Source organism: Streptomyces liliifuscus (assembly GCF_016598615.1).
Classification (GTDB): Bacteria; Actinomycetota; Actinomycetes; order Streptomycetales; family Streptomycetaceae; genus Streptomyces; species Streptomyces liliifuscus.
Window position 1 is genome coordinate 7,571,998 of sequence record NZ_CP066831.1, and the last position, 15,935, is coordinate 7,587,932.

Consider the following 15,935-nt stretch of genomic DNA (forward strand, 5'->3'; position numbering starts at 1 on the left):
GTGGTCTTGTGCGCAGGCCGCCGCGACGGCTGGCACGAGGAAGTAGCTGGGCTGATTCGCTACGTCGCTACGACGCGCTCGTACAGCGTCTCCTGGGTCTCGAAGAGTTCGCGCTCCACTGCTTCGGCGAGGTTCGGATTGTCTACGAGGACGCCGAATTCGACGTTGGCGTTCTCTGCGCTCCAGGAGAAGTTGGCGCTGGTTACCAGCAGCAGGTGGTGGTCGATGATGAGGAACTTGGCGTGGTTTCGGACGTACTTTCCGTCGAAGGTCTTGGTCCGCCAGATTTCGGCCGGGCTCAACTGCTCGGCGACATCGGTACTCGACGGACCCCATGCCCGCTGGCCGTTGCCGTCGGCCGCCTTGGCGTCCAGGTAGACGCGTACGGCGAGATCTCCGCGTTGCGCGGTCCTCCGCAGTGACGTCCAGAGCCCGGAGGTGCGCTGGAAGTTGAAGGTGGAGCAGGTGATACTGCGGCGGGCGCTGTCCACGAGTTGAGGTACGGAAGAGGTCAGGGGGCCGCTCTGGGCGAGATGGCCGGGCATGGTCCACAGCGGAGTGAGGGCGGTGGGCAAGGCCCGGGCGCCCTCGATCGCGCGCAGGGCCAGGATGCGCCGGGTCTCGGCGGCGGTGCGGGTGGCGGCGTCGGTGCCGAGAAGCTCCAGCAGGCCGCGGCATTCGGCACGGTGGCCGACGGCGATCACTTTGAGGGCGGTGGTCAGGGTGTCGCCGTCGGCGAGTCGGTCGGCTATGTCCTTGGCCTCGGTGCCGGTGAGGAGTTGACCGAGGCGTCTGGCTGCGGTGGCTTCATCCATGAGTGGGGAAGAAGCCGAGGCCGCTGCCGCCGGGGAGGTCGAGGAGGAAGCGGCGGTCGAGGAAGCGGTTGGCGCGTTCGCAGGAGGTTTCCGAGGCCATGACGCAGCAGTGGCAGGCGGCGCCGTGGAGGAAGTCCTCGGGGTCCTGGGGGGTGCGCATGGCGCAGACGGGGTCGGAGGAGCAGCGCTCGGCCTTGTGGAGGGCGCTGGCGACGAGGCGTTGGAGGCGGTCGGGTTCGCTGAGCTGGACCAGGCCGCCGAGGGTGCCGTCGCTGTCGGAGGCAGTGGTGCAGATGAGAAGGCCGGCGGCGGGGTCGCGGCCTTCGGCGGCCGGCCAGGCGTAGAGGCGTTCGCTGAGGCTGGCCGCCGAGTAGCCGCAGGTCAGGGCAGCTTCGCGGATGAGGATGTGGGCGAAGGTGTGGACCAGCCAGTAGCGCGGGGGGCGCAGGCGGGTGTCGGGGTGGACATGGGCGGCGGTCTCGGAGAAGCGGCGGTTGAAGTTGCGTTCGTGGGAGGCGCGGTGGAGTTCCCAGAGGTCAGTGTCGAGGATGCGCTTCTCCCAGGCGGCGACGGCGGTTTCGTCGAGTTGGAGGAAGACGCCCTCGCCGCGGTCCTCGGTGGCCACGGTCCAGGCCGGGCGCGGGGCGCGGGTGAGGGGGGCGAGGCGGCGCGGGAGGTCACCGACGCGGTCCATGTCGTCGATGCGGGTGAAGCCAACCAGGGCGTTGACCTTGCGGAGGCGTTCGACGGCGAGGACGCGGCCGACCTCGGGGCGTAGTTGTGGGCCGCGTTCCCGGGCGGCGAGTGTCAGGCCGCTCTTTGGGTCCTCGACGCGGGTGGAGAGGATGTCGCGGAGCAGGTAGCGCCACTCGGGGACCAGGAGGTCGACCGGGTCCCAGTCGCGGAGTTGTTCTTCCTGCTCCTCGGGGGTGGCGACCGGAGCGGAGGCGGTGGCGAGGACCTCTTCCAGGTCGTGGTCGGTCAGGCCGGTCACGTCGACCCTGTCGTCGAGGAGGTCGCGGATCATGTCGAGGTTGTGGCGCCACTTGCCGAGCTTCTCGCCCAGTGCGGTACGGACCCGGTCGGCGAGGTCGCTGGCCTTCTCCTCCTTCGACTCGGGCATGACGATGATCGCCTGGGTGGCGGCGAACCACAGATTGGAGGCGCCGACCAGCATCAGCTTGGTGTCCCTGTTGCAGCCCTTGGGCTCGAAGGCGTCCAGGTGCGGGTGGCGGCCCCGGCAGAGCGGGAGTTTGCGCTGCCCAGCCTCGCCCTGGGCCTCGCCCATGGGACGCCGCTGGTTGCAGGAGGCGCACTTGATGACGGCCGAGGCACCCTTGCCCGCCGTGCGGTCCTCCATCTTCAGCGCGGGCAGCTCAGCCACTTCGCAGGGTCGGCCATGGTGCACCCACAGGTCGTAGGGGAACTCGTCGAGGTGACCGTCGGCACAGGCCAGGAGGTAGCGGGCCGGGATAGCGGTGCGGCGCATCGCCTTCCGGGCACCGTCACCGGCGCGGCCGGTGCACTTGGCGTGCTCGAAGACGGCGAGGTCGGTGCGGAAGGGATGGGTGTTCTTGTAGTCGAACTGGGCGAGCAGCCCGAGCATGTCGCAGCCGGTGCAGCGCAGCCACTGCGGGAAGACCCGGGAGGGGACTCCGAGGTCATTGCCCTCGGCGGAGCGCATGTGCTTCTTCGGCTGCCAGGGGTGGGGCCGCAGCTGGACATCCGGTGAACGCAGCATCATCCGCACCACCTCGCGCAGACGCGGGGCATGGATCTGCGGGGGTGCGGAGTCGCGGCGGCGCCAGATGCGGTCCCAGTCGTCCAGACCGGTCGGCATGATCGTGAACTGCGGAAGGTCCATGATGGCGCCGGGCCCGTAGGTGTAAAGCAGGGAACTGGGGCGCGCCGAGCCGACCTTCGCCCGGTTGTGCTTGGCGGCCTTCTCCTGCTCCTCCTCCAGATCGGCGAGCGGGTCGACGCCACGGGATGCGTCGTAGATGAAGCGGTTCTCGTCACTCACGACTGGTCCTCCGGCATCCGCCACTGCGGGGCATGGTCGGGCGCGCGGTACACCAGACGCTCCTTGATCGGGCTCACCAACAGATTGATTTCCGGCTGCACTTCACGCATAGAGTTCGCTACGACGAACGGCGCGGCGTCGCGCGTGTCGATGCCCGCCTTGGCGTTCTCCGCGCTCATCATCAGCGCGTCGTGACGGCTTTCGTCCAACACCCGCTCGTAGACGAGGGACTTGCGCAGTTCACCCAGGGACTTGCGGCGATTGCCCCACTGGTCGAGACGGTTCTCAAGGCGCAGCCGGGCCCGCTCGGCAGCGTCCTCGTTCCCGGCCCGCGCGATCCGGCGCACCAGCGCGTCGAGGAGCTCACCGGCGAAGTGCTGCTCGGCCTCGATCCGGCCCGCGCCCTCCTCCGGCGACAGTCCCTCCCGTACGTGCGGCTTCGCAGCCTGTAGCACCCGTGCCGCGCTGACCAGGACACCATCCAGACCGCGCTCCAGGGAGGTCACCGAGAACGGGGTCACCGACAGCGCTTCGACCTGCGAGTAGAACGTCTCGTGGTAGTGCTTGAACTGCTCGAAGTGCGCCAGGTCGCGCGGACGTGCCCAGTTCCCGAGCGCGACCACCAGGCCCGGCTTGTCCTCGACACGGCCGACACGGGACGAGGCCTGGATGTACTCGGCGGTGTTCTTCGGCTGACCGACCACCAGCATCAGCCCCAGGCGGGGCACGTCGACACCGACCTGCAGCATCGAGGTCGCGAGCACCACGTCGTACGGATTGACCTCCCGTTCAGGACCCTGCTTCTTCGCCTGCCGCAGTGCCCGGCGGTTCGCCTTGCCCGCGGTGGAGTCGAAGGCCGGATCGAAGGCCACACCCATCTGGTCCAGGGTGGCGGTGATGTCCGCACTGGCCACCCGGGAGGTCAGCTCGGCCACATGCAGCGAACCGAAATTCGCACCGAAGCGACGCGGCAGCCGGGACCAGGGGCGGCCCTTGGCGAGCGCGGTCTGGATGTCGTCGCTCATATAGCGAGCCATACCGGCCAGTTCACGGGTGGCGCTGAAGTAGCCGACCAGACCCATGTACGGGTCGGCTGCGCTGCCCGAACGGTCCATGAGGAGCTGCCCGGCCGCCAGGAGCACCTCGGCGATCCGGATCTCCGCGGTCGTCAGACGCACCCCGGTCGTACTCAGGCCGATATAGCGCCGGCCGGGGGACTTCTCGGAGATCTCCATCTCCTTGGAGAAGAAGGTGTTCCCGGCGTCCAGGACCTGCGGCGGGAAGATGGTGACATCCCGCCCGTACAGCGCACGCACCTGGTCGGCCGCGTTACGGGCGGTGGCGGTGGAGGCGACCAGGAGCGGACGCACCGGACGGCCTTCGGCGGTACGCCAGTCGGTCATCACATCGACAGCCACCTCGAACAGGCCCACCGTCGTCCCCAGCGCACCACTGATCAGGTGCAGTTCGTCCTGGATCACCAGGTCCGGGGGACGCAGCCGGGTCGCGGGGTTCACCGGGGCGGCGGGCCAGCCGTCCTTCGTCTTCGGGTGCTTGTTGCCGTCCTTGATGTCGCAGTGCTGATAGTCGGGGTGGACGAAACCGTGCCGCTCACAGCGACGCGAGACATATCCGAAGAGGGAGGCGGCCTCACCCTCACGGGCCAGGCGCGCGAACTTGTCCACAGTCGCGATCACGAACGAGGGCGCGAGCCGGTAGATCTCCTCGTCCACCGTGAGCACCGGCAGACCGTCCGCGACCTCGCCGCCCTCGGCGAAGGGACACTCGGCCAGCTCGTCACCGCAGTACACGTACACCCGCCGCAGAGTGGGCTCGGTGCGCACGTCCCCGGCCTGGATCCGGGTCCCGCACCAGGGGCAGCGCTGGATCTGCAGCACGGTCAGCCGGTAACTGAACCCCTTGTTCGCGTCCGCGATCTGTTTGGCCGCCTCGTCGTACCGCTTGGGGCTCACATCCGTGCCGACCCACAGGCCGATCCGGAACGGCTCCTGGCCCCAGGTCACTGGGTCTTCGCGGCGTGCGACCTCGGCCGCGCAGACCAGCGCGGTGGCGCGCTGGAATTGCTGGGCGGTCAGCAGTCGCAGTGTGTAGCGCATCAGCACGGCCACGCCGGACATCCCGTCTAGCGGCCCGCCGTCGGACTCCACCACACCCTGACGCCGCCGCACTGCGAACGCATACGCCGCCAGACCCAGATACGCCTCGGTCTTGCCACCACCGGTTGGGAAGAACAGCAACTGCGCCTTGGCCAGATCCCCCGATCGCTTCTCGGCCGACGGGTCGGACAGCAAGGGCAGTTGCATCAGCACGAAGGCCAGCTGGAAGGTACGCCAGGAATGCGCGAGTGCGCCCTTCTCCTCGAGGATCGCCTCTCGTGCTTCCTCGATGCTCTCCTCCGGCCGGGCCGCCCGCCGCTCGGCGACCTGCGACTGCACACGCTGATCGGCCATCACCCGGTTCATGAACCGGAAACAGCGCAAGGCTTCCGCATCGGAGAGCAGGAACGCGAGGCCGTCGGACAGCTGCCGGTGGACGCGGCGCGCCTCGGCTACCGCGTCGAGCCCTTCGGACCGCAGATGCGCGGGCAGGGCCTCCGCCCGCCGCTCCTCGCCGTCCAGCCAGGCCCCGTACCCGGCGACGATCGGTTCAAGACCGGCCTCCAGCTCGTCGGTTGAGGCTTCCTGCAGCTTGCGCATGTCCAGCAGGGCCGAGCCGATCTCCTCGGCCCGGGTCTGCGGCGTCTCGCTGACCGGCAGCCATGTCGTCCGTACGCTTCGGGCGCGGCGCGCGCCGTCGTCCGCGTCCCAGTCCACCGAGCAGGTGCGGCCGACGGCGAACTCCAGCCGGTTGCGGTACTGCAGCTTCAGGCGGCGCAGCTCGTCGTCCCACTCCTGGCGGGTGTCGACCAGTACGTCATTCACCGGGAGGAACACCTCCGCGCCGCCTGCGGTGACCTCCAGTTCGGTCTGGTACAGCCACGCCTCGACCGGGATCTTCCGGGGCGTTTCCCGGTCGTTGCAGAGCGCAACCTCGATCAGACGGCACCCGCGCTCCGTGTCGTCGTAGCGGTCAACACGGAGGACGACCTTGTCCTTCAGCGGGATCTCGGTCGTCCGGGACGGCTTCAGATCAGCCACGGAGATCGTCTTTGCGATGGAGTTCGGCGTGCGCTGGAAACGACGGAGAGCGGGGGGCGTGGTGCCGTCGTCCGCGCCGGTGCCCTCGGCGCTTCCCTCGCCGCGCTTCTCCTTCACCGGCTCGTACGTCCCCCAGGAGGCGACCACCGTGAACTCGTCCAGGTCGTCCGTGATCTGGCAGCGAAGGCCCATCGACGCCGGGATCATCAGACCGCGCTTCTGCGGCTGGTCCTCGACCTCGTCCTCCTCCGACCCCGCACTGCTCTCATCGACAGCGGTGACCGGCACACCCCGTCCGCCGAAGGCGTCCACCGCGTCACCAACGTCGGTCGCGGCCTCCTCGGAACCGGCCTCGCCCGGATCGTCCTGCACGCTCGGACCGCCGGTGAGACGGACCGGGGCGATCCGGCCGACCAGGTAAGCCGAGTCCGGGACACCATCGAGGATCTCGTCGAGACCGTTCGCCGGGCCGAGGAGCTCACGCTCCAGGATGTCGACCAGGTTCTCGCGAGCCGTCCAGGAACGGCCGTCGGGCTCGTACTCGAGACGGAAGGCGGGGGCCGGAGGGCGGGCCGATGCGGCACGGTTCGGCTGCCCGCCGCGCGGGGGAGTGCTCATCGCTCGTCGTCTTCCTGATCGTCCTCGTCGCCGTCATTGTGGCCGGAGGGACTGACAACGCCCTGCGCGGCGGCACGACGCTGGTTCTCCTCGAGGAGCCGGTCGAGGATCTCGACCCGGGCGGCAGGACTCACTGTCCAGCGCTCCATCTGGCGGTAGGTGTGGAAACCGTGGTCCAAGGGGATGCCGGTCCAGCCGTAGGCAGCCATCACGGCGCGGTCGAGCTCGACATGGATCTCGCGGAGGCGGGCTACGTCGGGGTCGGCGGAGTTGGTGATAGTGGGGTCGTTGACCAGGTTGTAGAGCTTGGTGAGGCCAAGGCTGCGGCGGAGCATGATCTCGCGGCGCTCTGAATTCAAGGACTGGGCTGATTCTTGAATCTCGTCAGCATCACCACGGGGGCGGGGGAAAGTGAGAAAAACGCTTGAAGCAGTGTATACCGGATCTCCGGTGCGTGTTGCGCCCCAGCATGTCGCCCAAATTCTGTGAAGGGACGAGCTCAAAGTGCCAAGTAGGGCGAGAGAGTCGGAGGCGAATACGACCAGCTTCTGGTCGAATACCTGACTTGCATCAACGAGTAGAGGGATTTGCGTCGCACTCGTTTGTGAAAGGACCATTACTTGATCCAGGTCTTTGATTGCCTCTCGCATGGCTGGGCGTTTTTCGGCAAACTGCCACCAGTAATCCCGGTACACTTTGCGATTATTCTTGAGTCGTTCCTCTTTAGCTGTCTCTAGGATTCTCTCGTAAGGAAGGCGGTATGACTGGGCCGCGCTCTCGGGCCGGTCGTTGAAGTCGATTACCCAGCGGCTCGCCACTAGTGATGGATTGCCGTTAATGTCATTCTTTCCGTGAGGATATGGGAAGAGTACCTCTCTATTCTTCGATTCGGTGTCGATCCATGATGTCGCCTCGTCAGGGGTAAGTACGAATCCCATTCCCAGTACGAAGCAGCCTTTGAATGCGATGTCGAAGTTTTCGGCCAGTGGAAGTGGTTTGCTGTCGGTGCGACCCACGGGTTCCAATAGTGTTGAAATTTGGCGCACCTCGACATCCTCAGAAAATCGTGGCACATCAGGGGATACGAATCCGCGGCTACCCCAGATTGCCGAATACTGAAGGTTGGCGCTGGATGCTGGCCAATCGCGACTCTGGATTGCTCGGCTGATGGTGAACCCGAAGTCCTCCATCCGGTCGAGTCCAACTTTCCTGGTGGGCCCTTGGGCAACTGTGTTCGTTGCAATCAATCCCAGGCCTCCACGTTGGGTGATCAACTCGAAGGCGCGCAGGAAGAAGTAGGCCACAAGGTCTGCGCTCCCCGTCTGTCCAGATGCGAGCACATGGACAAACCAGTCGCGAATATTCGTCCCCAGTGAGCCAGTAATTTTGGAGCCGCCCAGGAACGGTGGGTTTCCTACCACCGCATCGAACCCGCCTCGCTCCATGACGTCCGGTACGGCCAGGATCCAGTGCAGTGGCTTCCACCGCTCATAGTCAGTCGCGACCGTCGGCGTGAGCCCGGCCTTCTTGATGCCATCGAGCATTTTCGTGTCCCGGTCCGCCTCCGTGCGCCCGGCCGGATAGGCCAACTCGACGGCGACTCGCAGATCTTCGTATGCCGTGCGCAACTGCTTCCCTGGCTTCCCGCCCCACCGGAGCCCGGTCGCGATGACCGCATCCGCCACGTCCGCGAGTTGCCTGGTCATGTCCTGGTAGCGCCGCCACTGCCGCCTCTTGGTGGCGGCCGAGCGCTGGGGGTCGCTTTCGTCGACCTCGGTGGCGAGCTGGCGGCGCAGGCGGGCGGCCTGGTCGAGGATGCCGTCCACGTCCAGGCCGAACATGTTGAGCTGTGCTCCGGCCGCATTCGGGTCGATGTGCAGTTCGCGCAGCTGCCTGGCGCTGGTCAGACCGAGCAGCGCGTTGCCGTGCAGCACCTTGTCGTCGACGAAGGAGAACGGCAGCTTCGGGTCCAACGACACCAGCCACAGCGAGAGTTTGCACATCTCGACGGCCATGCCGTTGATGTCCGCCCCGTACAGGCAGCTGGCGACGACGCTCCTTATGGCGTGGACGTGGAGGTCGTGCGGGCTCATGCCGCCGGTGGTCTCCTCGCGGCGCCAGGCTTCGACGAGGCGGTCGGCGAGGTAGCGGGCGGCGGCGACGAGGAAGGCCCCGGAGCCGCAGGCGATGTCGGCGATGCGGAGGTCGAGGATCTGGTCGGCGTAGATCGGGACCCAGGTGTCCTGGTCGGCGCTTTGGTGTGGGCCGGGGGAGTAGACCAGGGGTTCCAGCGTGTGCTTGACGACTTCCTCGGCGAGCGAGCGCGGTGTGTAGTGTGCGCCGGCCGAAGCCCGCGACGGCGTCTCGACCAGTAGCACGCCGCCTGGCTCGACCACGAGCGGACGCCCGCGCAGGTCGCGGCGGATGATGCCGAGGAACGGCCGCAGCCGCTCGCGGAGTTCGGCGTCCTCGGTGACGTCGCGGAGCGCGATCTCCGCGTCGTCCAGGGTGTCGCCCGCCTTCAACGCCTTCACCAGCGTCGGCTTGGTGGGCGGCTTCGCCGCTGGCTGGTTCTGCTTGACCCAGGCGAGGATCGCCTCCACCAGGGCAGTCTCGGTGGTTTTGGCCTCGGCGAGTTCCTCCAGGATGGCCAGGGGGATCTCGGGCTCGGATCCTGCGCTGCCGGTCAGTCCCAGGACGACCTCGTCGACCGGCTCGCAGGAGTAGCCGAGCAGGCCCTCGTAGATGTAGCCGATCTGTTCGACGTCGATGTCGCGGAAGGAGATCCGGCGGTCCCCGCCGGGCAGTTTCGCGAACTGGACAGCGCGCAGGACTTCGAGCATGACGCGGTCGCTGACCGTGATGGCCAGGGTGTCCTGGGTGTCGCGGGCAGTGAGGAAGGGGAATCGCTTGGGATCGAAGAGCGAGCCGCCGTATTCGGGCAGGCGCAGGTCCTCGAAGGAGGCGCCCTGGTAGAGGGCCTGGGAGGTGGCCAGGAGGCGGTGCCAGGTGAGGAACGTGGCATCGAGGGCCTGTTCGCCCTCCTCCTTCTCCCGGCCGTCCAGGAGGTCGAGTTCGTCGCTGATGCCATACCCCATGGAGAACAGGCGGCTCTGTGGGAGCAGTCCGCGTTCTTCTGCGAAGAGGAGGAAGACGACGCGCATCATGACGGTGACGGCGGCTTCGTACACTTCGCTGCGGTTGTCCGGCAGCGGGTCGGGCTCGCCGCGACGGCGGGTTTCCAGGGCGCCTTCGGACAGGGCCTGGACGATGAGTTCGACGGCGCGGCGGACCTGGGTGCCGAGTGCTTCGGTGATCTTCTCTGCGGCGGTGACGGACTCGCCGAACAGCTCGGTGAGGCGGTCGGTCGGCTTTCCGCCGATGAGGCGGCGCAGCTGGAGGAGGGCGAAGAAGGCGTTACGGGTGGCGGGTTCTTCGATCCAGGTCTGGGCGTCGACGATCCCGGAAGCGGCCATGGTCTGCGGGCGGGCGCTGACGACGGCCCACCAGCGGCCGTCGGTGACGACGCCGATGGGGACGTTCGCGGCGCGCAGGAGTTCTTCCATGCGGTCGATAGGGCTGGCCGACCAGCCGTCGGTGAGCGGGTCGCGCAGGGAGGCGACGGGGTCGGTGATCAGGACCAGAGCGCCGGTTTCCTCGCCCCGTACGAGCGCACCGTCGGCGCGTACGGTGACCGCGTAGTCGGGGGAGCGGACCTCGGCGGCGGCCGGGGCGGGTGCGCTGTAGTGGGCGCCCCAGCGCAGGCCCTGGCGCAGCACGAGATCGACCCACATGTCACGGGCCTCGCGGTACAACTCCAGGGCAGCCAGGTCGTCGGGGTGCTCGTCCCAGTTCTCCCAGGCTTTCTCGAAGGCGGGTTTGGCGTCTTTGACCGCTTCCAGCGCGCGGGCCTCGGGCTGGGGGATGCCCTGGGGCCAGACCCTTTCCAGGGCGGGTACGGCGAGGAACGGGCCGTCGGTGTCGACGAGTTCCAGCCAGGCGCGGTGCAGCTCAGCGGTGCTCGGGGCGTGCGTGCGGCGGCTCATGCCTCCACCGTTCCGTTCGTCGCGGCGCCGTCACCGGAGGCGGCGTCTTCGGGCGTCAGGGCGAACACGACCGCGGCAGCCGACACGTATGGCCTGATGTCGGTGTAGCGCTCGAGGATCATGGCGACCTCGCGGGCCTCTTCCTCGTCCAGGCTGTCGAGGCGTTCGTTCATGTGGTGCAGGTCGCGACGACGCTGCTTCTGCTGGTCGTCGGTGAACAGCAGCTCCTCCTCGGTACGGATCTCCTGCTCCAAGCGGTCGCGGGACTCTCGCAGGTTGATCCGGAACGCGTCGAAGATCTCGTGGGCGCGGGTGATGTCGGCATCCCGGCGCTGGATGAGGGCTTCGGTGACCTTCTCCTGCCGGGCGGCGCTCTTGCGGTCCATGGCGTTCAGCAGCCGGTCGCGCAGCCGGGCGTCGGAGCTGTTCCACTGGTCGGCGAGGCGGGACCGTACGGTGTCGTCGGCCAGGTGCAATTCGGCGGAGTCCAGGGTCTCGTCCAGGACCTGCTCGACCTTGGCCTCGGCCAGGGCCCGGCCCTGCAGCCGGATGCCGGTGAGGAAGACCTCCTCGTGCAGGCGCAGCCCGCCGCGGCCGACCAGAACGAGCCGGGAGACCGCCGCGACACAGGACTCCGGAAGATCGGGGGTAACGACGGCGGTGACCCGGTTCACCGGCGACTCGGCGCTGAACAGCGCCGAGCGCAGGGTGCGGGTGGAGCGCTGCATCAGGGCGTGGCCGAGGTGGATGTGGACCAGATCGGTACGGTTCTGCGCGGCCCTGTCGTCGAAGGTGACCGGGCGCAGAACACCGGGCTCCAGGCGGGTGTCCAAGCCGCGCAGGGCCGGTTGCCAGGTGCGGCCGAGCGTGGGGAGCTCAAAGACCTGGGCCTCGGTACGGTCGTCGCCGATCTCGATCAGCGGCGGCTGGGAGGTCAGGGCCAGCGCGGTGTCCACCACCCGCCGCGCGTTGGCGGGCGTGAGGTGCATGCCGACCTTGCTGTCCTCGTAGGTGTCGGCCATCTTCGTCAGCTGCCGGTTGAGCTCCATGCCGCCGGCCAGGACCCGGTTGATGACCTCGCTGTCGGCGTCCGGCGCGGACGGGCGTGCCTTGCGCGAGGAGCGGGTGGGGCTGAAGTGCTCTTGGATCTCGGCGTCGATGACCTGGTTGACCTTGCCCAGGTCCTGGGTGGCCGTGCCGACCTTGGTGGCGATGATGCCCATGAATCGCATGTCGGCGGCGTACCGGGTAGAGCTGTCGACCGGCTTGAAGTGGAAGATCTTCGGATCCTCGGTCTGCCCGTACCGGTCGATGCGGCCAATGCGCTGTTCCAGGCGGGAGGGATTGAAGGGGATGTCGAAGTTCACCAGGCGGTGGCAGTGCGTTTGCAGGTCGATGCCCTCACCGGCGGAGTCGGTGGCGAGCAGGACCCGGACCTTGTGCCGGTCGGGGCTCTCGGTGAAGCGGGCGCGGATCTTCTCCCGCTCCTCGGCTGGGGTCGAGCCCTGGATGATCTCCAGGACGTCGTTGTAGCCGCGCTGACGCAGCACACCGGCGATCCAGTCGAGGGTGGCCGCGTACTCGGTGAACACCACGACTCGCTCGTTCGTCCAGTGGGTGCCGTCCGGGCGGCAGACGGCGTTCAGGAAAGCCAGCAGAGCCTCCAGACGGGAGTCCGCCTTGTGTTCGTAGCCGCGGCCCCACTCGATCAGCGAGTCAATCTCGCTCTGCGTCGAGGTGACCAGCGGGTCAGAGCCCTTGGTCTGACGCAGCGCGGTGAACTCGGGGTGCTCGGCCTCGCCCTCCTCGTCGTCGGACTGACCGCTGCCCATGACCTCGGTGAAGTACTGGTCCTCGTCATCCATCTGGAGCTGGCGGTCACCGCCCTCGGCGCCCTCGTACAACTCAAGGGTGCGGGCGAAGGACCACGGGCTGGACAGGAAACGCTTCTTCAGCAGCATCGAGACGATGTCGCCGCCCGCGCCCGCGCCCTTGCCGTTCGCCCGGGCGCTTTCGGCCAGGAGCAGCTCCAACCGCTCGAACTGCCGCTGCTCCTCCTCGGTCGGCTCGAAGATCAGGCTCTCCAGCTTCCTGGCCTTGAAGCCCTTCTCGGGCAGCTCGCTTTTCAGACGGCGCACCCCGACCTCGCGCAGAGCCTTCTCGTCGATGCTCGCGCCACGGGTGAAGCGACGCCCGTCGATCATCTCCAGGAGGGCGGTGAAGGACTCGGAGTAGCCGTTGTGCGGCGTCGCGCTCAGGAACAGGCGGTGCTCACAAGCCTCGGCGAGCTTCGTCGTCGCAATGGTCCGCTTGCTGTCCACGGCGTAGCCGCGCTGCCCCGGCGCCGTGGTCGGGCTGGCCGGAGCCACGTGATGCGCCTCATCGACGACCAGCACGTCGAAGGCGTAACGGCGGGCGGTGGAGGAGTCGCGCATGTCGGCCAGGACGTCACGCAGCAGGCGCTGGGCGCGCAGCGAAGGCAGCCACGCCATGCTCACGATCACCCGGGGGAACAGCCGGAACGGGTTCGCGTTCAGTCCGTGACTGCGCCGTACCTTCGCCATCAGCTCACTGTTGACGATCACGAAGTCCAAGCCGAACTTCTCCCGCATCTCGTCCTGCCACTTCAGCGACAGACTCGGCGGACAGACGATGATCACCGAGCGGGCGCGGTGGCGGAGCAGTAGCTCCTGTACAACCAGCCCGGCCTCGATGGTCTTGCCCAGGCCGACGTCGTCGGCGAGCAGCAGGTTCGTACGCGATGACTTCAAGGCGCGGCTCAGCGGCACCAGCTGGTAGGCCTCCACGTTCGCGCCACTGCGGAACGGAGCCTGGAACGAGTCGGCGTCGGCGGAGGTCACGGCGCCCCACCGGACGGCGTCGACGAAGGCGGCCAGGGTGTTCGGGTCGTCGAAGGCTTCGGGACGCACAGACTCCGGGAGCCCCTGGTCGGGGGCGACGGTGTGTCCGACCTCCAGTTCCCACACCACGGAGAGCTCCTGACCGAGGCGGTCCTCCTCCAGCGACTGCAGGCTCACCACGTGGGAGAGGCCGGCTACGCCCTCGTCAGCGGGGCTGCGGGGCAGACCCTGGCGGCGGACGTCGGCGACGGCCCAGGTGGAGCCCCGCACGTTGACCACCTGGCCGGGCTCCGGTACCGGCGGCAGACCCGCCGTGGCGGCAGTACTCGGCTGTGCTCCTTGCGGAGATTCCGTAGTGGTCGCCATCCGAGCAGACTCCTCCATCAGCACTTCACATACCGGCCCGAACCCGGCCTTACGGCACGCCTTTACGGCGCGCTCACGCAAGATCGCAGAGGGTTCCCGTGCCCAGTATTCCTGATCACCCCGGGTTTCCTGGGGTCGATCCGCGAGATCTGGAGGGATCCCGGACCGCGGGCCGTATCCCACATCCGGTGCCAGGTCGTCTGTGACGGGCCAGGGTGCCGCGGCCCAGGACTGCCGGGAGGCGTAGGGCGGGGTGAAGAGCTGGTCTACGGCACTCGCGCCGATCATGAGCAGGGCGTGCCGCCGGATTTGCGCAGGGTGTTCAGAACCGGTTCGCGTACAAGGCATGGGTGATGTATCCACAGTTCATGTGGTGATCCGGGTGGTGGGCGTTACTGGCACAGGTCCCACCCACCACCGTGATGTCAGCGCGAGATACTGGTGAACCTGCGCCCGACCTTGAGGTAGAGCTCGTCCTGCTCGGTGGTGGTCTCGGCCAGTACGGCCGCGAGCGTCTGCTGCCCGGCGGCTTCCCGCGGCGGACCGCCGAGTTGCTCGCGGCGAAGCCCAGGACCTGGTCGAGCAGGCACTCAGCGGGGTCGCCCCGTGCTCCTTGACGGAGACGACCGGGAGGTTCTGGGTGTCGCCGAAGGTCCGCTTGGAAAAGCGGGCTGTGAACTCGGCGCGTGCTGCGTCGGCGGCCTCCAGTCCGTGGAGGGCCGTGGTGACCTCGCCGGCCAGGATGCGCTTAACGGCCATGGGGTGGGCGGTGCCGTCGGCGACGCGGTCCGTGACTGTGGTGATTTCCTTGTCGGTCCACTCGGTGAGCTGCCTGGATTTCGGTAGGGCCGAAGGCCCGAAGCGGCAGGTCTCGCGGGTGTGCCCAGCTGCGGCTACGTCCGTACCCACCGAGCCGAGGACGACACGAGCCCCTGCCCGCGCTGCCAGAGCACTGCAATCGGCGACCGCGAGTGTCTGCACCGGGTCCTGGAGCCCACCCGGTGTCACCTCCGGGACCGGCAAAACGACGCCTGAATCAGGGACGACTCGGACTACCGCGAGCGGCTCAACTACACCGTCGTCACGGCTGTCGACATCGCCACCGAGGGCATCGAGTGCGCCTGGCGTCACCAGCAGGCCACCTTCGGCTGGGACTTCAGCAGACGCACCGTGGTTCGGGCGTTCAACCTCGGCCAGGCTCGCTTCGATGTCCCCGCCACCGACTCATTCGCGGGTGAAGACGTCCGGCTCAACCCCTTCTACGTGTGCACCCAGTGCGGCGGGGCCACGGCGAAGGGACGGCCCGCCCCGGACCAGTCGCCGGACGCCCTGAGCCGGTCCCTCGCCCGCCGGCCCGACCGATCCCACTACCGGCCCTGGTGCCCGCGTTTCCGAGACCTAGGGCGGCAATCCCGATCACCTGGAAGCCGTCGTCGCCTCCATGCCCGACCAGTCGGGCGGCGGTGAGATCCGGCGCCGCTTCCTCGTGGTGTACGACACCCTTCCCTGCGGAACCGGCTATCTGCACCGCCTCGCCAACCCGGACACCTGCCGGGACGTACCCGTCGCGGCACGCCACCGCATCGACACTTACCCCTGCAAGGAGGAACGCAAGGCGGCCTGTCACCGCTGCCTCCCGAGGCATGTGGCGGGCACTGAATACGCGCACGTGAGCTGCGCCGCAGCTCTCGGACTGCTGCGTGAAGTCTTCGGCGACATGGTCGAAGGCTGGCAGGTTGCCCCCGTCGCCGTCACCCACGACATCCCCTGGGACGCCAGGCGGAGAGCGAACTTGAAGCCCGATTCCTTGAAGGCCTCGTCGCCTGGGCTCGCCGTAAAGACACCCAGGCAAGCGTCAGACACGCCCAGGACCCGTCGGGCACCATCGCCACCGAACTCGCCGCACTGGGCCGTGACGCCGAGGCGGCAGGGAGCAGACCCGAGGACAAACCCGGCGGGCTGAGGAATTTCCCGATCTTCGGCGGACGCGGCTTCATCCAGTTCCTCGCCGTTCCCCGGCAAGAGTGCGTCTACATCTGCAACGTCGT

Annotated in this window: 7 protein-coding genes; 1 reads left to right on the plus strand and 6 read right to left on the minus strand. The window is 67.9% G+C overall.

Annotation, left to right across the window (positions count from 1 at the left end; genetic code table 11):
• Positions 1–59: 59 nt before the first annotated feature.
• The 6 genes from drmC to JEQ17_RS32675 all read right to left on the minus strand — a co-directional run bounded on the left by drmC (position 60) and on the right by JEQ17_RS32675 (position 14,477).
• A complete protein-coding gene (gene drmC / locus JEQ17_RS32650) occupies positions 60–815 on the minus strand; it encodes a DISARM system phospholipase D-like protein DrmC (RefSeq protein ID WP_200398594.1) in 756 nt (251 codons plus the stop codon).
• Positions 808–2,838: a DUF1998 domain-containing protein gene (gene drmB, locus JEQ17_RS32655; protein WP_200398595.1), complete on the minus strand. Its 2,031-nt coding sequence runs from the start codon at positions 2,836–2,838 to the stop codon at positions 808–810. The genes drmC and drmB overlap by 8 nt, the downstream gene beginning before the upstream one ends.
• Positions 2,835–6,614 (minus strand): DISARM system helicase DrmA, encoded by a 3,780-nt coding sequence (gene drmA / locus JEQ17_RS32660; protein ID WP_200398596.1) that lies wholly within the window; start codon positions 6,612–6,614, stop codon positions 2,835–2,837. The genes drmB and drmA overlap by 4 nt, the downstream gene beginning before the upstream one ends.
• Entirely contained in the window at positions 6,611–10,660 is a 4,050-nt protein-coding gene (locus JEQ17_RS32665; protein ID WP_200398597.1) for an Eco57I restriction-modification methylase domain-containing protein, read from the minus strand. The genes drmA and JEQ17_RS32665 overlap by 4 nt, the downstream gene beginning before the upstream one ends.
• On the minus strand, positions 10,657–13,887 hold the full coding sequence (drmD, locus tag JEQ17_RS32670) for a DISARM system SNF2-like helicase DrmD (protein WP_200398598.1): 3,231 nt from the start codon (positions 13,885–13,887) through the stop codon (positions 10,657–10,659). Before drmD ends, JEQ17_RS32665 begins: the two co-directional genes overlap by 4 nt.
• 425 nt (positions 13,888–14,312) lie before the next feature.
• The gene (locus JEQ17_RS32675; RefSeq protein ID WP_200398599.1) at positions 14,313–14,477 is read right to left on the minus strand and encodes a hypothetical protein; all 165 of its coding nucleotides are present in this window, start codon (positions 14,475–14,477) and stop codon (positions 14,313–14,315) included.
• A gap of 830 nt (positions 14,478–15,307) precedes the next feature.
• Here JEQ17_RS32675 and JEQ17_RS50915 point away from each other — a divergent pair.
• Positions 15,308–15,850: a DUF1998 domain-containing protein gene (locus tag JEQ17_RS50915; protein ID WP_407700167.1), complete on the plus strand. Its 543-nt coding sequence runs from the start codon at positions 15,308–15,310 to the stop codon at positions 15,848–15,850.
• Positions 15,851–15,935: the final 85 nt, after the last annotated feature.